Genomic DNA, 21,670 nt, shown 5'->3' on the forward strand with positions numbered 1-21,670 from the left:
CCACCTCCCCAAATGATGCCCGCAGTGTAGACGGCGCTGACGGCACCGTCACCCTTGGCTACAATACGCCGCCTGATATCTCACCGAATGCGCAGGAACGGGTCTCGATGAAGCTACTCCCCGACAGCAACCTCTTTCCCAGCGGGCGAGAGCACTACAAGGACTGGGCCGGCCTCAATGCCGGCAGCATGGCCGCCGTACTGGCCGAGCTGGCCCGCAGCGAAGACCACCTGTTCGTGATCCTGGCGCCCAACAGCAGCCGCGCCCAGCAGCTCACCGACTCCCTGAGCTTCTATCTGGCCGGCAGCGACACGCCGGTGATGCTGTTCCCGGACTGGGAAACCCTGCCCTACGACCTGTTCAGCCCCCACCAGGACATCATCAGCGACCGCATTCAGGTACTGCACCAGTTGCCCACCACCCACAAGGGCATTCTGGTGGTGCCGGTCAATACGCTAATGCAGCGCCTGGCGCCGCCGATCCACATCACCGGCAACAGCTTCCTGCTCAAGGTGGGCGATCGCTTCGACATGGAAGCCACCCGCAGCCGGCTGGTCGCCAGCGGCTACCGGCAGCGCGACAACGTGTACGAGCACGGCGAGTTTGCCGTACGCGGCGCGATCATGGATATCTACCCCATGGGCGCCGAGCAGCCATTCCGTATCGAACTGTTCGATGATGAAATCGAATCCCTTCGCCTGTTTGAAGCGGAAAGCCAGCGCTCCACCGGCAAAGTGGACGACATCACCTTGCTGCCTGCGGCGGAATTCCCCCTCAGTGCCGAAGGCATCGCCCGCTTCCGCAGCAACTTCCGAGATGTTTTCGATGTGGATACCCGTCACGTTCCCCTCTATCAAGACGTGACGGACGGCCTGGCAGCCCCCGGCCTGGAATATTATCTGCCGCTGTTTTTCGAACAGATGGCCACCCTGTTCGATTACCTGCCCGACGATGTGCGGCTGATAGAACTGGCCGACTGCCAAAACGCCATCGAACACTTCTGGCAGGATGTGGAACAACGCCACGAATCCCGCCGCCACGATATTCACCGCCCGATTCTGGCTCCCTGGCAACTGTTCCTGCGCCCGGACGAACTGAACGCGGCCCTGAAACAGCACCCGCGCGCGCGTCAGGCCCATAGCGAGGCGCCCGGCACGGACCAGGCCATTCACTTTGATGTGGCGCCCATGCCCGCACTCACCGCCGATGTGCGCGCCAATAATCCGCTTGCCCTGCTGCATACCTTCTCCGACGCGCGCCCGGAAACCCATATCCTGATCTGTGCGGAAACCGCCGGGCGACGGGAAGCGCTGCTGGAGCTGATGCAGAAAATTCAGATCCAGCCGGCCATGAAAGACAACTGGCCGGACTTCATCGCCAACCCGGCGCGCTGGAGCCTGACCCGGGGCGAGCTGGACGCCGGTTTCTACGCCCCGGAACACGCCTTGTTAGTGGTCACCGAAAACGACCTGTACGGCGAACGGGTGCTGCAACGCCGGCGCCGTAAATCCAGCAGCGACGATGGCGCCGCCGAACAGGCCTTCCGCTCTTTGGGGGAAATGACCGTGGGCTCCCCCGTGGTCCATCTGGAACACGGCGTGGGCCGCTATCTCGGCCTCACCCACATGGAAGTGCACCGCCAGCAACACGAATTCCTGCTGCTGGAATACGCCGGCGGCGACAAGCTCTATGTGCCGGTTTCCTCTCTGCACCTGATCAGCCGTTACGGTGGCGGCGACACCGCGCCACTGAACCGCCTGGGCACCGAGCAATGGACCAAGGCCCGCCAGAAAGCCGCCGAAAAAATCCATGACGTGGCCGCCGAACTGCTTAACACCTACGCCCGCCGCGAGGCCCGTGAAGGCCGCCAGTTCGATGTGGACCTGAACGACTACGATCGCTTCAGCGCCGGCTTTCCCTTCGAGGAGACCCCGGATCAGCAGGCCGCCATTGCGTCTGTGGTTGCGGACATGCAATCCAGCCAGCCCATGGACCGGCTGGTCTGCGGCGACGTGGGCTTCGGCAAGACCGAGGTGGCCATGCGCGCCGCCTTCGTGGCCGTGGAAAACCAGACCCAGGTGGCCGTACTGGTCCCCACCACCCTGCTCGCCCAACAGCATTACGAATCCTTCACTGACCGTTTTGCCGACTGGCCGGTGAATATCGAAGTGCTGTCCCGTTTCCGCAGTGCCAAGGAAAAGACCCAAGTGCTGCAACGGCTGAAGGAAGGCAAGGTGGATATTCTGGTGGGCACCCACCAGCTGCTCCAGGAAACCGTGGCCTTCGACAATCTGGGCCTGATTATTGTCGACGAAGAACACCGCTTCGGGGTGCGCCACAAGGAACGCTTGAAACAGATGCGTGCCGAGTGTGACATTCTCACCCTTACCGCCACCCCGATTCCGCGCACCCTGAACATGGCCATGAGCGGCATGCGCGATATTTCCATCATCGCCACACCGCCGCAAAAACGCCTCTCCGTGAAGACCTTTGTGCAGCAGCACAACGATACCGCCATCAAGGAAGCGCTGCTGCGTGAACTGCTGCGGGGCGGGCAGGTGTATTACCTGCACAACGATATCGACACCATGGAGAAAACCGCCGCGGACATCCGCAAGCTGGTCCCTGATGCCCGTGTGGGTATTGCCCACGGTCAGATGCGCGAGCGGGAACTGGAAGCGGTAATGAGCGACTTCTACCACCGTCGTTTCAACGTGTTGGTGAGCACCACCATCATCGAAACCGGTATCGACGTGCCCAGCGCCAACACCATCATCATCGATCGCGCCGACAAGCTTGGCCTGGCCCAGCTCCATCAGCTCCGTGGTCGGGTGGGCCGCAGTCACCACCAGGCCTACGCCTACCTGATTACCCCCAGCCCCAAGGTGATGACCAAGGACGCCATCAAACGGCTGGAAGCCATCGAGCAAGCCACCGACCTGGGTGCCGGCTTTATGCTCGCCAGCCAGGACATGGAAATCCGCGGTGCTGGCGAGCTACTCGGCGAAGAGCAGCACGGCAATATCGAAACCATCGGTTTCAGCCTCTACATGGAAATGCTTGAGCAAGCAGTGGAAGCGCTGAAACGCGGCGAGCAACCGGACGTGGAAAAGCCGCTCAGCGGTGGCCCGGAGCTGAACCTGCGCATTCCCGCACTGATCCCGGAAGACTACCTGCCGGATGTGTTCGGCCGCCTCACGCTCTACAAGCGCATCGCCGGCTGCAAAACCCGTGCGGGTTTGAAAGAACTACAAGTAGAAATGATCGACCGCTTTGGCCTGCTGCCAGAGCCGGTGAAAAACCTGTTTGCCGTTACCGAGCTACGCCAGCAGGCAGAGCGGCTGGGCATTATCCGCCTGGACGCCCACGCCACCGGCGGCAAACTGGAATTCGGCGAGCGCACCCCGGTGGACCCGCTCACCATTGTCAAACTGGTCCAGTCCGGCCCCAACCGCTTCAAGCTGGAAGGTGCCAACGCCCTGCGCTTTGTGGAAGACAGCGAGACAGCGGAAGAACGTATTCAGGTGGTGCAGGAACTGCTCACGCGCCTCGCGGCCCAAAGCATCCAGACAGGCGCCGCTGGCTGAATACACATTCAACCAGCACGTCGGAGAGCGGCTCAAATCGCACTCTTGTCACAAAATCCGTGCCGATCGCCCCATCGCCCGTGAGCAATCCTGGCTGATTGGGGTATAGTCGGCCCCCATATTAAACGCCAGACACATGACGCCAGATGCAATAAAACCGGAAAACAGGGTTTTGATCTTGGGGTCAGGGTTTAGGCATCCGGCGTCGTGCGTTATGCATTCGGCGTTATAAGGCGAAACAAGGAGTGTTCAATGCATCGCGCTTTACTGTTGGTTGTTCTGGTCCTGTTTGGCAACACCGCCATCGCACAAAGCTGGTACAAAGTGGAAGTGCTGGTGTTTGCTCAAAACAACGCCAGCAGTGAAGAAATCTGGGCCACCGGCCTGCAGCCTCACTACGCCTCACAGGCCGTGCCCATTGGCCAACCAGAAGCCAGCGAGATGGCCGACCCGGATGCCATTGCCCGGGGCGCCTGGCAACCGTTGTCCCAGGATGACGAAGTGCTTCGCTATATGCTGGAACGCATGGAAGGCACCGGCGACTACCGCGAGCTGTATCATGCCGCCTGGGAGCAGCCCATCGGCAGCAAGGCGGAAACCTTGCCGGTCTATGTGCGCGGCGGGCAGACACTGCCCACGGCAGACGGTGAAATACCGGAACTGGAAGGCACCCTGCAGTTCAGCAAATCCCGCTACCTCCATGTGACACCACAGATCTGGTTTAACACGGAAAGTAACGGCGAGCGCCTGTACGTGGACATTGACGAGAAGCGACGCCTTGCGGGCCACCAGGTGTACTATTTCGACCATGCCCTGTTCGGCATGCTGGTCCGCATTACGCGGGCCTGAACACCTCAGGCCGACGCAGGAGCATCCAGTTCCAGCAGCTCGGTCAAAAAATCCTGCCACAGTTCGTAGATCATAAAGTGCCCCTGTTCGGGGAAACTGCGAAACTGCACGTTCGGTAAATCTGCGGCAAGGTGACGCGCCCCATCAATGGAAATAATGCCATCGGTTTCACCGTGCCACTGCAGGATCGGCACGGTAATCTGCTTGAGATCCACCCCCAGGGGTTTGAGATGATTCAGGTACTCTTCCATCATGATGCGCGCGCCCTGAAAATGGCCTCGACGAGTCCGCTTGATGGTCCGCGCCAGCAGATCAGGATTGTTGAACACCGCCTGGTCCGACGCTGACATGCCCCGCGCCAGCATCTTGTAGAAGCGTTCCGGGGCCTTCTGTACCCCACGCACCCCCAGCCGTCCCACCAACATGAACAGGCGAGGATCGCGGCGGGAAATCTGCAGGCTCATCCGATGAATGGGTTCCAGCTTGTCCAGCTCCAGGTGATCTCCCGCCAGCGTCGTGCTCAGCAGGCCTAACCGGTCGAACAGCTCCGGATAGAGCGCCGCTGCACACAGTGCATAAGGGCCACCGCCACAGTACGCCGCCATGGGCGGTTTGCGGATATGCAGGTGCTCACACAAAAACTGGATATCCCGGCCAAGATCCTTGAACTGGTAATTACGCTTGTAGGTGGAAATGCCATAGCCGGGCCGGACGATCAAAATCATTCGCAGGCCGCGCTCACGGTACCAGTCTTCAAACACGGTATGGTCGGGCATTGACGCCCCCTGATTCTCCAGCGTCAGTACCGGCCTGCCCTTGGGGTCACCATACTCATACCAGCTCAACACCCGCCCATCTGCAAGGGTGACGGTGTGCTCTTCGTCTTCGTCCTGCAATCGGGGCAAGCGGGCAGCCTGCACCAGCGCATGCCCCATGGCATGGCTAACCAGCTGCACCTGGCTGGTGATGTTGAGCTTTCCCATAACCGATTTCAGCTGGCTGCGGGCAGTGCTAATCTTGATGTTCAGCAATTGCGAGCTCTGTTGGAGATTTCCAACCTTGCACAGAAGGTGTAACAACCGGGATTCTGCTTCCGTGATACTGAACACGGAGCGCAGCATTTCTGGCGACGGTGTCACTACGCTGTGCCCCGCCAGCACCCAGACGATGGTGCGCACCTGGGCGATCGACCCGGGCGCATCCGATTTTTGCACCGGCAGGCACAATAAAGAAATGCCGTCCTGAGGCGAGGTGAGCAGCTGCGTATCTCGTCCTTCCGCGAGCCGGTTTACCCGCTCCAGAGCCTGTTTCAGCTCCCTGTCCGCAATACTCAAGGTGCCGTTTGCGCGCAGCTGGACAGGTCCATCCGCCAGCACCTGCTGCGCCACCGGATTGGATTCCAGCACCTGCAATTGCTCACCCAGCATCAGCATGGGCCAGGGCATCTGGTTGTACATGGCATTGAGCACGGTGGTGCGGTCTTCCAGCGCATGCATATAGGAGCTGGAGCGTACAGCTCGCTCAAGGTGCGAAATCAGGCCTTCCACTTCTGCACGACGCGGTGCCGGGCCAGGCACCAGAGCCGATTCTGCAGCCCCCTGCTCGATGAGGGAGCCCTCTTCTACCTCCGTCCAACCGGCAATGGTATCCAGCAGTTCGACCCAGTCGCCCGGGGATAACGCGGTTTCATAGATCTTGCCGATCAATGCATCATTGTCGTTTTTCAAAACCGTCCCCGATTCGGTTAGCCATGAAATAGCATAGGCAGGGACCTGGTAAGCGGCAACCAAAAGGAGATGAAAAGGGAATCCTGAAGCGTGGGAGGGACTGGCAACGTGCCAGCATCTTCGACCACATAGCTGCCGGCACGCCTTTCAAACATCACGGCTTATGCTTCGTCCTCTCCTTGTGTATTCAGGTAGCGAACGCCCGTGAGCCGTTCGGACTCGTCCCATAACCGTTGCGCCAGGCCTTCGTTATCCGTGATTTTTCGGGCAAAGGCCTGTGCCGGGTAGCCTCGCAGCTCGAGAATTTTTCCATCCGGGCCGTAATAACCTCCGGAAATCACATCATCGCTGGTGGCCGCCATCACCCCCGGCAGGCAGCCCATCTCTGCCGGCTGGGCCATAAATTTGTTGAACAGCCCGCCGCCGGGAATGGTGTCCTGCAGATGGGTCGCCGAGTAGCCAGGATGGGCTGCCATTACCTGAATGTTTGAGCCGCGTTTGCGCAAACGGCGGTGCACATCCTTGGCAAAAATCAGATTGGCCAGCTTGCTCTGGCAATAGAACGGCCAGCGGGAATAACGCTTCTCCGCATTGAGATTCCCCCACATGATCTTTCCGCTACGGTGCGCCAAGCTGGAGATCTGCACGATACGCGGGGCCGGCGCCGCGTCCAGCAGATCAAGCAAGGGACCGGTAAGCGCGAAGTGCCCGAGATGATTGGTCCCAAACTGTATTTCAAAGCCATCCTTGGTGCGCTGTAGCGGCGGCGCCATCAAACCCGCGTTGTTGAGCAGAATATCCAGCGTGCTGATACGTTCTTTCAGCGCCACAACAAACGCCTTTACCGATGCCAGATCCGCCAGATCCAGCGACATGACAATCAACCTGGCATCTGGAGTCCGTTCTCTGACCTGCTCCACCGCTGCTTCCGCCTTGGCCGTATTTCGGCATGCCAGGATCACCTCTGCGCCGTTGGCGGCAAACAGCTTCACCGCTTCCAGGCCAATACCACTGTTGGCACCGGTGACCACTATGGTCTTGCCGGTAAGGTCAGGAATATGTGCTGGGCGCCAGCTGGATTTAGCCATGGCTCGTCCTTGGTTTATGGATGTTGGCAGTATTGTTCGCCGTCGCCAGAACGGTAGCACGTTCCTGTTGGGCCAATTAGTCAGATCGCTGCCAGGCAACCGCTGGACGCCGGATGCCCTACGGCGGACGCTTGCCTTCAAAACCTAAAAACCTTGGCCGCCATGCTCTCTGCGCAAAATGCCTTACTCACAATTGCCTGAATCATGACCCTGGCCCTTCTTCAAAGTGCCCCTCAAAGCAGGATGTCGCAATAACGACAACCTCTCAGGCCATGGGGTTTTACGTCAGACATCCGGCGTCGAGCGTTCGGCAAAATGCCGGGTATTCGTGATAAACCCATCAAACGGCAAATAGCGTATTCTTCACTCTAACCCGCGAAGAACCTAAAATAAGCCCCCACCCCCACTCCACCGGAGTCTCACCCCATGGCACGCGTTACACTCGATTTGCCCGAACAGTTTCTTTACACCCACACTATCAACGTGCGCATGACCGACCTGAATACCGGTAAACATGTGGGCAATGATCAGATGATTTCGCTGCTTTCCGAAGCTCGCTACCGATTCTTCTGCGATATCGATTACAGCCAGGAGCGCATTGTGGTGACCGACCTGGTAGCCAGTTATCGTGCCGAGAGCTTTGCGCAGGACGATTTGCAGTTTGAAGTGGGGCTGATGGATTTCAACAAGTACGGAGCGGACCTGATTTTTCGGGTAACCAAACAACCCAGCGGGCAACTGGTGGTGCTAGCCAAACAGGGCTTCGTGTTTTTTGATCACCAGAACCACGGCGTGATGCCCGTGCCCGATGACTTCAAGGCAAAGTTCCCCGGTATTGTCTAAGGCGCTACCGAATACTCCCTGCGGACGGTTACCCGTTTTCCGTATCCGCCGGTAATTCCAGCAACTCGCTGAGAAAGTCCTCCCAGACGGCATAGATCATGAAACGCCCCAATCCTGAAAAGCTGCGAAATCTCACGCCGGGGATCTCGGACGCCAGACCACGGGCACTACCGATAGAGATAATCCGGTCGTCTTCACCGTGCCAGTGAAGCACAGGAATGGAGATATCCCCCAGATCCACTTTCCAGGGAAACTGCAGACGCAGGTATTCATCGATAAGAATTTTTGCGCCCTGGAAATGGCTCCGCCGCATACACTTGATTAAACGGCCCAGTAGATCCGGATTACCCAGCACGTCCTGATCATGCTGACAGAGCGATTTGGCCAGCTTGGCAAAATACTTTTCCGGCGCATGTTGCACGCCGCGCAAGCCGAGCCGGCCCATCAACACAAACAAACGTGGGTCGCGACGAAAAAGCCGGAGGAACATCTTGTGTAAGCGGTCCAGTTTATCCAGCTCAAAATGCTCAATGGGGACGGTGCTGGCAAGAATACCCAACCGCTCAAAAATTTCCGGATGCGTAGCTGCGGCGCAGAGGGCATAGGGACCACCCCCACAATACGCCGCCATCGGCGGCCGCTGAATTTTCAGGTGCTGACAGAGGGCCAGAATATCGTCAGCAAAATCCCGAAATTCAAAGTTCTTCTTGTAGGTAGAAATGCCATATCCGGGGCGCACGATCATGATCATGCGCAAACCTTTTTCCCGGTACCAGCCATCAAAAAACGTATGGTCGGGCACCGCAGCCCCCAGGTTATCCAGCGTCAGTACCGGGCGCCCACTCGGATCGCCATACTCGTACCAACTGAGTACCCGGCCGTCGGGTAACGACAGTGTAAATTCCCGTTCAGCCTGCACATGCGGCAACCGGGCTGCCTGCACCAGGGCATGCCCCATGGCCTGACTGACCAATTGCACCTGGCTGCTGGCGTTGAGCTTGCTCATGGTGGACTTGAGCTGGGTGCGGGCCGTGTGCACGCTGATATTGAGCAGCTCGGCACTTTGGTTCAGATTGCCCACTTTACACAGCAGGTGCAGTAGACGGGATTCGGCATGGGTAATATGAAAGACGGACCGGAGCATCTCCGGCGAGGGCGTCACCATGCTCTGCCCGGCCAACACCCAGACAATGGTGCGTACCTGGGAAATGCTGCCTGGCGCATCGGACTTTTCCACCGGCAGGCAGAGTAAGGAAACCGAGTCCTGCCGGGAGTTGAGAAGCTGCGTTTCCCGCCCTGCTTCCAGTGAAATTACCCGCTTCAGGGACTGGCGCAGTTCACGATCACTGAACTGCAAAGACCCGTCCGGCAGAATCTCCAACGGCCCACTGGACAAGGCCTGTTCCGCTACCGGGTTGCATTCGAGCACACACATTTGCTCATCGAGCATCAGCATGGGCCAGGGCATCTGGTTGTACATGTCGTTGAGGATACGGGTGCGGTCCTCTAGTGCATGCATATACGCACTACTGCGCACGGCGCGATCCAGATGATTGATCAGTACTTCGACTTCGGCAGGCGTTCTTCTGTTATCAATAGCGATACTCACCGATTCCGGTGATGGGCCTGAGGGAACATCTGTCCAGCTGGTAATGGTATCGACCAGATCCACCCAGTCGCCCGGGGAAAGCGCCGTCTCGTAAATCTGACCAATCAGCTCGTCATTATCCGTGTCATTCACCACCACCCCACCTACCCGACCACGCCTCGTCATCACCATAATAGGAAGGGGGTATCAGAGGGGCAAGCGATTCAGTCCACCGTTCGCCTCATTCAATCGCCCACCAAGGCATGACTTACAGCGCCATCCCCGTACACCAGCCATTGGCCCACGCCCACTGGAAGTTGAACCCGCCCAGCTGCCCGGTCACATCCAGCACCTCACCAATGAAATGCAGCCCGGGTACCGTTTTGACTTCAAAGGTTTTTGAGGAAATCGCATCGGTGTCCACCCCGCCCAGGGTCACTTCCGCCGTGCGATAGCCTTCCGTGCCCGAGGGTTTGAACGCCCAGCCTTTCAGCGTCGCAGCAACACTTGCCAGCCGTTCATTGCTGAACTGCTGAAGATTGCCCTGCCAGCCGAATTGATCGGCCAGTGCAGCGGCCAGACGCTGGGAGAAATACTGGCGCAGCCAACGCTCCAGGCCACGATTAGGGTGCTCTCGCCGCTCCTCCACCAACTGCGCAAACGGGTCCGCCACCTGGGGTAACCAATCTACCGTCACTGGCTGTCCCGGCGTCCAGAAGCTGGATACCTGCAACATGGCAGGCCCGGACAGGCCACGGTGGGTAATCAGCATGGGCTCGGCAAAGGATGCACCTGCGGTTTGCGCCACCACATCGGTGCTGATGCCAGACAGGGCGGCCAGCCAGGCCTTGTCATCCGGTTGCAGGGTAAACGGTACCAGCCCGGCACGGGTGGGCAAAACGTCCAGCCCGAACTGTTCCGCCAGTTGGTACCCGAAGCCGGTGGCACCCATGGTGGGGATCGACAGGCCGCCGCAGGCCACCACCAGTTTTGTACACTGAACGCTGCCCCCACTGGCGCTCAACGCAAAGCCTGATGCCGTTTGTCTGACGCGCCGAATATCAGTCTTTAAGCGGATCTCGGCTCCGGCCCACTCACATTCCGTCAGCAGAATGCCAAGAATATCTTTGGAGGAGTCCGCACAGAACAATTGCCCCGGCGCTTTTTCCACGTGTTCGATGCCGTGACGTTCCACCAGCTCCACAAAGTGCCAGGGACTGTAACGCTTGAGAGCCGATTTGCAGAAATGCGGGTTAGCGGAGACAAAATGCTCCGGTGTGGTATTCAGGTTGGTGAAGTTGCAGCGACCACCACCGGACATGAGGATTTTCTTGCCAGCCTTGTTGGCATGGTCCAGCACCAACACCCGATGGCCCTGATACGCTGCCGTGGCCGCACACATCAGCCCGGCTGCGCCAGCACCGATCACGACCACATCTACCTCGGTTGTGCCTGCCCCTGTTTTACCTGACATGAAACCACCAGCCTGAATCCGGCCGGCAAGGATAACGGGGATGCACCGCCGGTGCCATCGGTGTGGCTTGTACGGCAGGCAGGTTTACGGCCCAGGCCGGCGATTACTGAATAACGGAGATTTCGGCGGTGGTGCTGTAATGTTCGCTGCTCGCCTTGATCGCGGCAGCGCCGTTGGCCACCTGAATGTCGTTACGGTGGCGACCGCTGCTCATGACCTGCTCGCCCGGCACCACGCGTGTACCTTGCGGCGCATCATTGTTCACGATAGGAAGTGGCTCCTGCCGGTCACTGCTGCTGATGTCATCTTCTTCAAAATAACAACCGTTGAGCAATGTGGCACCGCAGAGCATGACTGCGAGGTATTTCAGGGTGCTCTTCATGGTGTTCCCCCAATAGCCCGCCTCAAGGCGGAAAACTAACTGCCCGTTTCGGGCTTATCGTGCCTTTATACCCTGCCTGCCCCTGGCAGTACAGCACGTCGCCCGGGTTAACCCGCAAGGGATACCCGGGCACGCAGCGACACCCGGCGCTACTGGCCGAGCTCCTGTTCGGTAAAGGTATCGGCAAACAGGGGGGAGCTGAGGTAACGTTCGCCGGAATCCGGCAGCACCACCACAATGGTCTTGCCGGCAAACTCCGGCTGCTGGCTGAGGCGATCCGCCACACACATGGCCGCCCCACAGGAAATACCGGCCAGAATACCTTCTTCCTGCATCAGCTTGTGGGCCCATTCCATGGCATCTTCGTTGCTGACCTGCTCCGCCCGGTCCACCACTGCCATATCCAGATTCTTCGGCACAAAACCAGCACCAATGCCCTGAATCTTGTGGGGGCCATGGGTGGGCTCTTCCCCTTTCAGGGCAGCAGAGATCATGGTCGAGGAGTCTGGCTCCACCGCCACGGCAGTGATCGCCTTGCCCTTCTCGTTTTTGATGAAACGGGAGACACCGGTAATCGTACCTCCGGTGCCAACGCCACAAACCAGCACGTCAATATCACCACCGGTGGCGTCCCAGATTTCAGGGCCGGTGGTTTTTTCATGGATGTCAGGGTTGGCCGGATTATTGAACTGCTGCAGCATCAAATGGCTGTCCGGGTTTTCCTGTACCAGCTCTTCCGCCCTGGCAATCGCACCGGGCATGCCTTTCGGGCCAGGCGTCAGTACCAGTTTGGCGCCCAGCGCCTTGAGGATCTTGCGGCGCTCCAGGCTCATGGAGTCCGGCATGGTCAGCACCAGATCGTAGCCCCGGGCCGCCGCCACATAGGCCAAAGCAATACCGGTATTACCGCTGGTGGGCTCCACCAGGGTCATACCCGGCTTCAGTTTGCCGCTCTTCTCTGCGTCCCAGATCATGGACGCGCCAATCCGGCACTTCACACTGCCGGCCGGGTTACGGGATTCGATCTTGGCGAGAATATTGCCCTGACTGATGCGATTGATCTTCACCAGGGGGGTGTTACCGATGGTTTCGCTATTGTCTTGGTAAATGCCGGTCATAATGCTCTCCTCCATTCTCGGCGCGCGTTGCGCAATGCCTTACTGTGGTTTGTCCTGCTTTTTCAGCCGCCGGTTCCAGCGTTGGCGCGCATACAGGCGCAGGTCGGCCACGTTATCGGTTTCATCCATGATTTCACGGCCCAGGATGCTTTCCAGAATATCTTCCAGGGTGATCAGGCCCACCCAGGTGCCGTGGTCATCATAAACCACCGCCATATGCTGACGTTGGGTCAACATGGCGCTAAACAAGTCTTCAATATTCAGCGTGGTATGCACCATGGATACTTCACGGGCCAGCGTCTGCATGGTCTGGTCCGGGCCACTATCCAGTAAATCGGATTTATGGATATACCCTTTCGCTTCACCGCTGGCGCTCATCACCGGGTAACGGGAAAACGGCTGCCCCTTTTCACGTTCCTTGAATTCGCGGACGGTCAGGCCTGGCTCGACCACCCGGCAAACCGTGCTCGGGGTCATGATGGCGCCCACCCGGATATCGTGCAGGCGCAGGATGTTATGAATCACCCGGTGTTCATCGTCATCCAGGGCGCCCTGGTCCTCACCCATGTCTGCCAGGGCGCGAATTTCAGCCCGCACATCCACATCATGCTCGTTGCCACCAATACGACTGGTAATCAGCTTGGACAGCCAGACAAAAGGCAACAGCGACACCATGATGACCTTGAGCGTGGGCGGCAGCATCGGTGCCAGTGAACGCCAGTATTTCGCGCCAATGGTTTTCGGAATGATCTCGGAGAACACCAGAATCGCCAGCGTCATGATTCCCGACGCGGCCCCCAGCCAGGCTTCCCCGAACACCACTGCCACCTGGGCACCGACGCCGGTGGCGCCGACCGTATGCGCCACGGTGTTAAGAGTCAGAATGGCAGACAGGGGCTTGTCGATATCATCCTTGAACGCACGCAGGCTCTTGTAAAGCTTCGGGTTGCTGTCGCGCAGGCCGGCAATAAAACTGGGCGTAATGGATAGCAGTGCCGCTTCCAGCACGGAGCACACAAAGGAAAAACCGATAGAAATGGTGGCGAATATAATCAGCAACGTCACCGATGCATGCTCCTTATGACAGCAAGCAACCGGATAAACCGGCTGCTTGAATTGAGGTTATGACGGCGAATAATGCCGCGCAAAGTCCGCCAGCAACTGGCGAACATTGGCCATCCCATCGTGGATGACCGCTTCGATTTCCGCCATGGTAATTTCATGGGTGGACTTGCCGGCCGCCGGATTGACCACCAGAGACAGCATGGCATAAGGCAATCCCAGCTCCCGGGCCAGCACCGCTTCAGGCATGCCGGTCATGCCGACGATATCGCAGCCATCACGCTCCAGGCGGGCAATTTCAGCGGCCGTTTCCAACCGCGGCCCCTGTGTTGCGCCATAGCAGCCGCCATCATTCCAGCTCAGCTCAGCCGCCGCCAGGCGGGCTTTCAGGGCATTGCGCAATGTCACATCAAACGGCCAGCTGAAGTCCACATGCACCAGGGGTTCATCCAGGTCGTCGAACAGGGTCATCTCCCGGCCGTAGGTGTAATCAATAATCTGATCCGGCAGCACCAGCGCACCGGTGGGCGCCTGGGCGGTAATACCGCCCACCGCATTGGCCGCCACAATCGCTGTGGCGCCGGCCTCTTTCAGCGCGGCCAAATTGGCACGGTAATTCACCTGATGCGGCAGCAATACGTGCGGATCACCATGGCGAGCGAGAAACAGGACGTTCTGGCCATCCAGCTCCCCTTCCACTACCGGTGCGGAAGGGGAACCAAACCGGGTTTCCACCGTGTGAGTCTTGATGATGCGCAAGTTGTCCATGCGCGTGAGGCCGGTACCACCAATGAAAGCCAACATCAGAGATCGCTCTCTCTTACCGCATAAATACCCGGCGCATTACGCCAGAATCCCTTGTAATCCATGCCCATGCCGAACAGGTAATAATCATCCGCTTCCAGCGCGGTGAAGTCGGCTTTCAGGCCCGGCCTTGCCTTGCGGTCGTGTTGCTTGTCCACCAGCACACAGGTTTTCACGGATGCTGCTCCCTGGGCTTTACAGGCTTCAATAATCGACAACAAGGTAGAACCCACGTCCAGGATGTCATCCACAATCACCACATGGCGACCGGCCAGCGTGGCACTGGGTGTCACAATCCATTCCACATCCCCACCACTGGTGGCTCCCAGATAACGGCTGGCGTGGAGGTAATCCATCTCCAGGGGGAAATCCAGACGCTTGACCAGTTCCGCCGCAAAGATCATGCCGCCATTCATGATGGTGACGAACACCGGCACCTTGCCGGAACAGGCTTCAGTCACCTCGAAAGCCAGCTTGGCGATGGCTTCCTGCACCTGATCAGCAGAATGCAGTTCGATGGCATTACGGCGAACCGTCATCAATTCCTGTTGCAATTCATCAGCGCTGGACATGCTGTGCCTCCTCCGGGTTGTTATCTTCCAGGCCCGTCGCCGGGGCATCATCGTTCTGGCTGATCAGGTGCAGTGTACGCGTGGGGAACGCAAACTCGGCACCGTGCTCGTGGACAATATTCATGATTTTCATGAGCACGTCCTGCTTGATCTCATGGTACTGCACCCATTGGGTGGTTTTGGTGAACGTATAGATAAAGAATTCCAGGTGAGAGGCCCCGTAGCTATCGAAGTTCACGATCAGGGTACGGTTTTCCGTTTCCAAATCTTCGTGTTCAACCAGCATGGTGCGCACATCAGCCACAATCCCCGGCATCTTCTGCCAGTCATCATAGCGGATGCCGATTTTTTCATTGATACGCCGGTTGTACATCCGCGACGGGTTTTCCAGCACGATGGAGGTAAACATGGCATTGGGAATATACAGCGGGCGCTGATCAAAGGTGCGGATGCGGGTCAGGCGCCAACCGATATCTTCCACGCTCCCTTCGATGGAGCGGTCCGGTGAGCGCACCCAATCTCCGACCCGAAACGGCTTGTCCAAATAAACCATCATGCCGCCGAAGAAGTTGGCCAACAGATCTTTGGCGGCAAACGCCACCGCCATGCCGCCAATACCACCAAAGGCCAACACACCGGATATGCTGTAACCCATCGTCTGCAAAATAATCAACAGAGACGTAATAACGACGGATACCCGTAGCAACTTTGCAATTGCCGCTGCAGTGGACTGATCCATGGGTTTACGCATACGGCCCGGATCAATCAGGTTCTTTTCCGTATAGGAAATAAACCGGCTCAGAAACATGGCAATGATGATAATAAAAGCGATACGGCGTGCCTGAGGCACAAACTCAAACAGGGCATTTTCCTCTGCGGACACCGCCTGCAGCAGCTCCATGGACACCGACAAGCCGATCACCCAGAACACCAGACGAACCGGGATACGTGCGGCTTCCAGCAAGGCGTCATCCCACAGGGTCTCGGTCTTGCCAATCAACCGTTCGGCCACATCGATAATGCGCATCAGAATAAAGTTGATGGATACCGTGCACAGCACGATGATAAATAGCTGAGTCAGCCAGATATCCATTGGCGTCTCGACTGTTGGCCACTGCAGCAGTTGATTCCAGTCCCAGTTCATTAATGTCTTCCTTTGCTTTTACTGTTCAGTTAGAGCCTGTTTCTTTCGTTAGTTTTCACGCAGGCCTGTTTTACGTAATGCCCTGCTCACGCAGGGCCACAGCCAACTCGGTCGCAACCGCCCTGCGCTCCGCCACCATAGGCAAGCGTGGTCGCGCACGCAGCCCGGCTGCCGGGACCTGGCCCTGGAACCGGTGCGTCCCCAGGAAGTCGAGTACCTGCTCTGCCCCTTCGCGGCAATTGCAGGCCAGTACCATGTCGCAACCGGCTTCCAAGGCCGCCTGTGCCCGCTGCGGATAACCTCCCACACCGTGAGCACCGGCCATGGACAGGTCATCGGAAAAAATCACCCCTCGGAAACCCAGCCGCTCGCGCAGCTGTGTTTGCAACCAGAAACGGGAAAAGCCGGCAGTCTGCTGCTCCACCGCGCTATAAATCACATGGGCAGGCATAATGCCGTCCAGTTTCGCGGCCAGCGCCATGAAGGGGCGCATGTCGGCAGCCTCCAGCTCGGCCAGCGGGCGCGGGTCCACCGGCAATTCCAGATGGGAATCGGCCACCACATGGCCATGGCCGGGGAAATGTTTGCCCGTGGCGGCCATACCCGCGGCACTCATGCCATCGATAAAAGCCCCGGCCAGGGCGATCATGGCATCAGCATCACCATGAAAGCTGCGATCACCAATCACCGAGCTGTTGCCGTAATCCAGATCCAACACCGGCGCAAAACTGATATCGATATCCAGCTCGGTCAGCTCCGACGCCATCAACTCGCCCAGCAGCGCCGCTTCACGCACGGCCTCTGCAGGAGACTGGTCATAACGCTGCCCCAGCGCGGCCATGGGCGGCAGGCGAACAAATCCGTCGCGAAAGCGTTGCACTCGCCCACCTTCCTGGTCCACGGCGATCAGCATGTCCGGACGTACAGCCCGAACCTGGCGTACCAGCTCAGCCAGCTGTTCGCGGTTGGCATAATTACGGGTAAACAGAATCAGACCACCGGCACCGGGGTGTGCCAGCATGTCTTTTTCCGTGGCGCTGACCTCAAGCCCTTCCAGGTCGAGCATTAATAACGGGGAGGCGGATGCAGACATGGCAACCTTGTAGGCAGAAGACATTAATCGATGATCGTCACCCGGGTGCCCACCGGCACCTGGTCAAACAAACGGATCACCGCATCATTTCGCATCCGGATACAGCCATGGGAGGCAGGAGTGCCCATGGGCTCACTGTCCGGTGTGCCGTGAATATAAATAAAGCGCCGGAAACTATCCACGTCGGCACCCAGATTCCGCCCCGGTTCCAGGCCACCAAGCCACAAAATGCGACTCAGCACCCAGTCACGTTCGGGGAAGCGGGCGCCCAGATCGGCGTCGAATACTTCGCCGGAAAACTTCCGCCCCAGTAGTACCGCCCCAGGCGGCAACCCTGCACCAAAGCGGGCCCGAACCACATGGCTACCACGGGGCGTAGCACCACTCCCCATGGCTTCACCGGCACCGTTAGCAGCGGAGGAAATCGCAAAGCGCTCGGTCCGCGTGCCACGCAGCTCCAGCCATTGTTCAGACAAGTTGATAATCAGTTCCATGGGGATAGTTTCAAGTTGAAAGTGCGAAGTTGCAACGCGAACCCTTACCTCATCACCGGGCCAGGCAACCGGCCAGCCTCACGCGTTGCCGCCTTTACTTGCCCATATGCAACGGCTGATCCGGCACTTCCGCCTGAATGCCACCAACCAGAAACGGCAGCAAGCGTTTGGTGATATCCGCCGTGCTGGCGTCCATATTGAAATCGGCTTTGCTGATGCTTTGCAGCGATTGCATGCCCGACAGGGTGAAAATGACCGCCCCGAGGCTGAACTGCACGCGCCAGAACAGTTCCATGGGCGGCACATCCGGTACCGCCTGTTGCAGATGGCGCTGCAAACGGGCAAAGACGGCGCTGTAGTGCTGGTGGAGATATTCGCGCAAGTGGCTCTGTGGCTGACTGTACGCCTGCCCGGAAAGGCGGAAGAAGATGGCAGCTCGCTGGGGGTCCTCGGGATGTGTACCCAGCGCCAGGCGGAACACAATACCCAAGACATTTTCGGGGGTATCGGGAATGCCGGAGGCTTCCATCTCGTCGAGCTTGGCATCCAGCGCCAGGCTAAACGGTGTCAGAAACCGTTCAAAAACAGCCTGAATCAGCGCTTCCTTGGAGCCGAAATGGTAATTCACCGCTGCCAGGTTCACCCCGGCCTTGCTGGTAATGGCACGCAGACTGGTTTCCGCGAAGCCCTTCTGGGCAAACAATACCTCTGCGGTATCAAGAATCCGGTCTACTGTCCCCGCCTGTGCCATACCCTGCCCTGTGCGTTCAAAACATACGTTTCAAACATACGTTTGGCTGATAGGAGGGTCAAGAAGAAAGGGGACAGCTCCCGTCAGGCTTTCGGCGTCCAGCGTCAAGCACGGCTCTAGAAGTAATACACCAATTCCGCCTGGATAAAGTCAGAACGACTGATCGGCCCCAGCCCAGGGTTGGTATTCACATTGCGCAGCGCATCCCGGTACAGTTGTGAGGCGCTTTGCGGCTTCCTGGTATCGGTATAAAAACGGGCCTCCAGGCTGGCTTTCAGGCTGTTGCCGAAACGACGGCTGGACTCGAGGCTGATCGCTTTTTCCTCGTCCTCGGTGTCATAGATGATGCCGGCAAGTATCTCGGTGGAAGCGACGTCGTTGAAGGTAAACCGGGTTCCCAGCAACACATCACTGGCCAGAGGAGACGCCAGACTGTCATCCCGGTCTTCCCAGATGTACTCCACAATCCAGCCCAGATCCGTGGCCGTATCGAGCAGCCCGACCTGGGTATATTCAAAACCGCCATCCACGGCATTAAAGCGCTCGCCCTGCCCGGATCGGCTGATCGCCTCCAGCTTCCATAACCAGCCGCTGTTCAAGTATTGCAGCTCCAGGCCGGTCTGATCGATGACGTTGTACAGCGGGGTAAATTCCGGGTCGCTACCCGACGGCAATTGCCCGGTAGCAATCAGTGCCTGCAGCTCGGCCAGCGTCAGCGAATCCGGAATCAGTAGCGGGTCCCGGCTGGTACCGGAAAAATGCGACACGGCCAGCTCCAGCCCGTTGTCGAAGTACTGCTGGTAGCGGATGGCAAAATCCACACGCTGGTTTTCTTTCGAGGATTCGTACTGCGCGTTATCGGACACCGGCAAAGGTGTACGCGGACGCCCCTCTTCACCCGCGTAGGTACGCTCACGGAAACCCGGCAGAACGAACACATCAACGATCCCCCAGTCCCGTACCGTGGACAGGTTAATCATGGGCTGGCCGAGTTTTTCCTCGCCATCAACCTGATCCACCTGATCGGTCTGGTTGATGATATCCACCAGGTGGCGGCCTTCGGTAACGCCCCAGAAAACCTTGCGAATGCCCACCCGGGATTCCCAGCCATCGCCCACATGAATCCAGGACAGCTCGCGAATATCCCAATGGGTTCGCTCTGTATCGTGTTCGTCCACCCGGGCATAGGGGATAAAGGTGAACAGGTCATCACGATTGTTCCACTCATGGAAAACTTCCGGCTTGATGTAGCCGGAACCATTGGTGGAATAATCCGCCCGGGGATAGGGAGAGTCCTGAGTAAAATAACGCCCTTCCAGCGCCACTTCACCGCGAAATTCCCACGCAGAGGAGACGAGTGGCACTGCCAGCAGCGATGCCGTAACCAGCCAGTTCTTCATGTTTTTGGCGGAAGAAATCAACGGGCGCGTTTCAGGCTGTTCTTGTTAAAATCTGACTCACTCAGGCCAGTACCATAACGGTAGTTGCTCCAGAACAGGTCTGTGGATTTTCCTGTCTGGTGATTGACCATGGACATTTTGCCGGGCTGCCAGTACTTGTCCTGGTACTGTGAAAAATCACTGGCGGTGAGCGTCTTGAGCAGGCTTTTCTTGCGGTCGTAATAGTCCACTTTCCAGGTCCGGTATTCCTGCTGGTCGATCCAGGAAACCTGCCGGGTGTAGCCCGAATCCTCATCTTGCGGGTAACGCTCGACCACGAAACAGGTCAGTTCGCCGCAGGGTTCATCGCGCAGGTACTTGTAGGTGTACTTTTCCACCTCCTGCCCGCGCATGTCTTCAAAACTGAATTCACTGCCCATGAAAGGGCCGGATTTGTTCCGTGAGGCAATGGTTTTCACCCGGCGCAGCGCGGGCAGGTACAGCCATTGGTCGTCGTCACGGGTCTTGTAGCTGAACGTAAGCATGGCGGTGCCGCGCACGTCACGGGGGGTATCGAAGATGGTCAGGCTCTTGTCGCCCTCTTCCTCACCGGTTCCTTCCAGCGTCTTGACGCGCAGCTCGCGCTCCGAGGTCTGGCCACTCTTGCTGATCAGAACCATCTTCATGTCGGCCTGAAAGTCCCCAAAGCCCTCGCCACGGCTATCCGCCTCCCGGGCGATCTCCAGGCCTTTCTCTTCCGGGGTCTGGGCCAATACGACGGGCGCGGCCAGGGCCATTAGCAAAGCGGCGGGCAGTAAACGGACGTTCATGGAGCTCCTCGCGGTATACATGTCTGGGGCTGCACCGGCAAAGCGGGCAACAGCATGTTTACCATGATAGCGATCCAGACAAAAACGGCGATGCCCAAAGAGGCCAAAAAATAGTTGGAAGTGGATAGTCGACAGTTGACAGCTACGCGCCCCTACGATGCTTCTGGTTTCCAACATAAGAGGCCGCACCCGTTTTCCGGGCGCGGCCTCTTACGTTGGAGCGAATGAAAGTGTTCAGTCGCGCACTGCCAACTGTCCATTATCAACTGTCACCTGACCTTTGACCTTCACCACTCTTCCAGATAGCCCATGCAATGCTCCACCAGCTCTCCCACCCGGGTCACACTGTCGGCAAGGCGCTGGAGATCCCCTTCGGCCAAAGGCGCGTAACCGTCCTCGGCCATCAGGTTGAGAGCATTCTCTTCGCTGGGCGGCGCCGGACGGCGAGCCAGGCCTGCTGCGCCCAGTGCGGTCTGCATTTCCCCGTCCAGCCAGGCGATTAAATCCCCCCGATCGGCACGGGCGCGGGCCAGAATAGCGATCTCCGGGGCTTCAACCCCCGCATCCCGAAAGGCCTGCTCCAGCGCCGCCAGGCTGAACAAGGTGTCCGCACCGTCTACCTGAAAGGTCTTGCCGGATTGTCGCGCCAGCCCCACCAGCACCGAATACAGATGAAACACCACCGCACCGCGTAACGCCAGGCGCACGGTGGGCGCGGCCTCGACCTGCTCGTGGGTCAGTTGGCGTAACAGGGCGTTGGCAAAGTAGATCCGCTCGCGTAAACCGCTAACAGTATTGTCTCGAACCATTCTGGACATAAATCACTCCGCTGCACGCACCACGCGACACGCAGGCTATCGCCTGCATGCGTGAAGCGTGATGCTT

General features: G+C 58.4%; 19 protein-coding genes. 3 read left to right on the forward strand and 16 right to left on the reverse strand.

The features are described 5' to 3' along the window. The first annotated feature begins 107 nt into the window (after positions 1 to 107). Together mfd and COA55_RS01865 are read left to right on the forward strand one after the other, a co-directional pair. Positions 108 to 3,587 carry a transcription-repair coupling factor gene (mfd, locus tag COA55_RS01860; protein ID WP_290500353.1) on the forward strand — a complete coding sequence of 1,160 codons (3,480 nt, stop codon included), beginning with the start codon at positions 108 to 110 and terminating at the stop codon, positions 3,585 to 3,587. Between the two features lie 252 nt (positions 3,588 to 3,839). Next, positions 3,840 to 4,436, forward strand: a complete 597-nt coding sequence (locus COA55_RS01865) for a peptidoglycan binding protein CsiV (RefSeq protein WP_290500354.1) — start codon at positions 3,840 to 3,842, stop codon at positions 4,434 to 4,436. Positions 4,437 to 4,441: 5 nt separating this feature from the next. Here COA55_RS01865 and COA55_RS01870 read toward each other — a convergent pair whose 3' ends face one another. Both COA55_RS01870 and COA55_RS01875 read right to left on the reverse strand, forming a co-directional pair. Then, positions 4,442 to 6,163, reverse strand: a complete 1,722-nt coding sequence (locus COA55_RS01870; protein ID WP_290500355.1) for an alpha/beta hydrolase — start codon at positions 6,161 to 6,163, stop codon at positions 4,442 to 4,444. Positions 6,164 to 6,324: 161 nt separating this feature from the next. Next, positions 6,325 to 7,251, reverse strand: coding sequence for an oxidoreductase (locus COA55_RS01875; protein ID WP_290500356.1), 927 nt, complete (start codon positions 7,249 to 7,251; stop codon positions 6,325 to 6,327). 426 nt (positions 7,252 to 7,677) lie between these two features. Here COA55_RS01875 and COA55_RS01880 point away from each other — a divergent pair, with 426 nt between their 5' ends. After that, positions 7,678 to 8,094, forward strand: a complete 417-nt coding sequence (locus COA55_RS01880; protein WP_290500357.1) for a thioesterase family protein — start codon at positions 7,678 to 7,680, stop codon at positions 8,092 to 8,094. Between the two features lie 28 nt (positions 8,095 to 8,122). On the opposite strand, the gene COA55_RS01885 is transcribed toward COA55_RS01880, so the two are convergent. The 14 genes from COA55_RS01885 to COA55_RS01950 form a co-directional block, all read right to left on the reverse strand. Then, positions 8,123 to 9,835 carry an alpha/beta hydrolase gene (locus COA55_RS01885; protein ID WP_290500358.1) on the reverse strand — a complete coding sequence of 571 codons (1,713 nt, stop codon included), beginning with the start codon at positions 9,833 to 9,835 and terminating at the stop codon, positions 8,123 to 8,125. A 115-nt stretch (positions 9,836 to 9,950) separates the two neighbouring features. Further along, positions 9,951 to 11,156: an NAD(P)/FAD-dependent oxidoreductase gene (locus COA55_RS01890; protein WP_290500359.1), complete on the reverse strand. Its 1,206-nt coding sequence runs from the start codon at positions 11,154 to 11,156 to the stop codon at positions 9,951 to 9,953. 103 nt (positions 11,157 to 11,259) lie between these two features. Next, positions 11,260 to 11,538 (reverse strand): hypothetical protein, encoded by a 279-nt coding sequence (locus COA55_RS01895; protein WP_063520888.1) that lies wholly within the window; start codon positions 11,536 to 11,538, stop codon positions 11,260 to 11,262. 149 nt (positions 11,539 to 11,687) lie between these two features. Then, positions 11,688 to 12,656: a cysteine synthase A gene (gene cysK / locus COA55_RS01900; RefSeq protein WP_063520889.1), complete on the reverse strand. Its 969-nt coding sequence runs from the start codon at positions 12,654 to 12,656 to the stop codon at positions 11,688 to 11,690. Positions 12,657 to 12,695: 39 nt separating this feature from the next. Then, positions 12,696 to 13,721: a CNNM domain-containing protein gene (locus tag COA55_RS01905; RefSeq protein ID WP_290500360.1), complete on the reverse strand. Its 1,026-nt coding sequence runs from the start codon at positions 13,719 to 13,721 to the stop codon at positions 12,696 to 12,698. A 57-nt stretch (positions 13,722 to 13,778) separates the two neighbouring features. Continuing rightward, a complete protein-coding gene (locus tag COA55_RS01910) occupies positions 13,779 to 14,522 on the reverse strand; it encodes an S-methyl-5'-thioinosine phosphorylase (RefSeq protein WP_063520891.1) in 744 nt (247 codons plus the stop codon). Then, entirely contained in the window at positions 14,522 to 15,094 is a 573-nt protein-coding gene (locus COA55_RS01915; RefSeq protein WP_290500361.1) for a hypoxanthine-guanine phosphoribosyltransferase, read from the reverse strand. The genes COA55_RS01910 and COA55_RS01915 overlap by 1 nt, the downstream gene beginning before the upstream one ends. After that, positions 15,081 to 16,238 carry a mechanosensitive ion channel family protein gene (locus COA55_RS01920; RefSeq protein ID WP_290500362.1) on the reverse strand — a complete coding sequence of 386 codons (1,158 nt, stop codon included), beginning with the start codon at positions 16,236 to 16,238 and terminating at the stop codon, positions 15,081 to 15,083. Before COA55_RS01920 ends, COA55_RS01915 begins: the two co-directional genes overlap by 14 nt. A gap of 70 nt (positions 16,239 to 16,308) precedes the next feature. After that, positions 16,309 to 17,355, reverse strand: a complete 1,047-nt coding sequence (gene nagZ / locus COA55_RS01925; RefSeq protein ID WP_290500363.1) for a beta-N-acetylhexosaminidase — start codon at positions 17,353 to 17,355, stop codon at positions 16,309 to 16,311. After that, the gene (locus COA55_RS01930) at positions 17,355 to 17,825 is read right to left on the reverse strand and encodes a L,D-transpeptidase (RefSeq protein ID WP_063520895.1); all 471 of its coding nucleotides are present in this window, start codon (positions 17,823 to 17,825) and stop codon (positions 17,355 to 17,357) included. The genes nagZ and COA55_RS01930 overlap by 1 nt, the downstream gene beginning before the upstream one ends. 94 nt (positions 17,826 to 17,919) lie before the next feature. Then, on the reverse strand, positions 17,920 to 18,576 hold the full coding sequence (locus COA55_RS01935; protein ID WP_290500365.1) for a TetR/AcrR family transcriptional regulator: 657 nt from the start codon (positions 18,574 to 18,576) through the stop codon (positions 17,920 to 17,922). A gap of 116 nt (positions 18,577 to 18,692) precedes the next feature. Continuing rightward, positions 18,693 to 19,976, reverse strand: a complete 1,284-nt coding sequence (locus COA55_RS01940) for a hypothetical protein (protein ID WP_290500366.1) — start codon at positions 19,974 to 19,976, stop codon at positions 18,693 to 18,695. A 17-nt stretch (positions 19,977 to 19,993) separates the two neighbouring features. Further along, complete coding sequence (locus tag COA55_RS01945; RefSeq protein ID WP_290500368.1) at positions 19,994 to 20,785, reverse strand: outer membrane lipoprotein-sorting protein; 792 nt, start codon at positions 20,783 to 20,785, stop codon at positions 19,994 to 19,996. A gap of 287 nt (positions 20,786 to 21,072) precedes the next feature. Beyond that, entirely contained in the window at positions 21,073 to 21,603 is a 531-nt protein-coding gene (locus COA55_RS01950; RefSeq protein ID WP_290500369.1) for a hypothetical protein, read from the reverse strand. Positions 21,604 to 21,670 lie beyond the last annotated feature (67 nt).

The sequence above is a fragment of the Alcanivorax sp. genome (assembly GCF_002733835.1).
In the GTDB taxonomy this organism is placed as follows: domain Bacteria; phylum Pseudomonadota; class Gammaproteobacteria; order Pseudomonadales; family Alcanivoracaceae; genus Alcanivorax.

Excerpts from the sequence above, each read along its gene's own strand:
- mfd (WP_290500353.1), top strand. The coding sequence starts at position 108 with ATGAAGCTACTCCCCGACAGCAACCTCTTTCCCAGCGGGCGAGAGCAC.
- COA55_RS01865 (WP_290500354.1), top strand. The coding sequence starts at position 3,840 with ATGCATCGCGCTTTACTGTTGGTTGTTCTGGTCCTGTTTGGCAACACC.
- COA55_RS01875 (WP_290500356.1), bottom strand. The coding sequence starts at position 7,251 with ATGGCTAAATCCAGCTGGCGCCCAGCACATATTCCTGACCTTACCGGC.
- COA55_RS01880 (WP_290500357.1), top strand. The coding sequence starts at position 7,678 with ATGGCACGCGTTACACTCGATTTGCCCGAACAGTTTCTTTACACCCAC.
- COA55_RS01890 (WP_290500359.1), bottom strand. The coding sequence starts at position 11,156 with ATGTCAGGTAAAACAGGGGCAGGCACAACCGAGGTAGATGTGGTCGTG.
- COA55_RS01895 (WP_063520888.1), bottom strand. The coding sequence starts at position 11,538 with ATGAAGAGCACCCTGAAATACCTCGCAGTCATGCTCTGCGGTGCCACA.
- cysK (WP_063520889.1), bottom strand. The coding sequence starts at position 12,656 with ATGACCGGCATTTACCAAGACAATAGCGAAACCATCGGTAACACCCCC.
- COA55_RS01910 (WP_063520891.1), bottom strand. The coding sequence starts at position 14,522 with ATGTTGGCTTTCATTGGTGGTACCGGCCTCACGCGCATGGACAACTTG.
- COA55_RS01915 (WP_290500361.1), bottom strand. The coding sequence starts at position 15,094 with ATGTCCAGCGCTGATGAATTGCAACAGGAATTGATGACGGTTCGCCGT.
- COA55_RS01920 (WP_290500362.1), bottom strand. The coding sequence starts at position 16,238 with ATGAACTGGGACTGGAATCAACTGCTGCAGTGGCCAACAGTCGAGACG.
- nagZ (WP_290500363.1), bottom strand. The coding sequence starts at position 17,355 with ATGTCTTCTGCCTACAAGGTTGCCATGTCTGCATCCGCCTCCCCGTTA.
- COA55_RS01930 (WP_063520895.1), bottom strand. The coding sequence starts at position 17,825 with ATGGAACTGATTATCAACTTGTCTGAACAATGGCTGGAGCTGCGTGGC.
- COA55_RS01935 (WP_290500365.1), bottom strand. The coding sequence starts at position 18,576 with ATGGCACAGGCGGGGACAGTAGACCGGATTCTTGATACCGCAGAGGTA.
- COA55_RS01940 (WP_290500366.1), bottom strand. The coding sequence starts at position 19,976 with ATGAAGAACTGGCTGGTTACGGCATCGCTGCTGGCAGTGCCACTCGTC.
- COA55_RS01945 (WP_290500368.1), bottom strand. The coding sequence starts at position 20,785 with ATGAACGTCCGTTTACTGCCCGCCGCTTTGCTAATGGCCCTGGCCGCG.
- COA55_RS01950 (WP_290500369.1), bottom strand. The coding sequence starts at position 21,603 with ATGTCCAGAATGGTTCGAGACAATACTGTTAGCGGTTTACGCGAGCGG.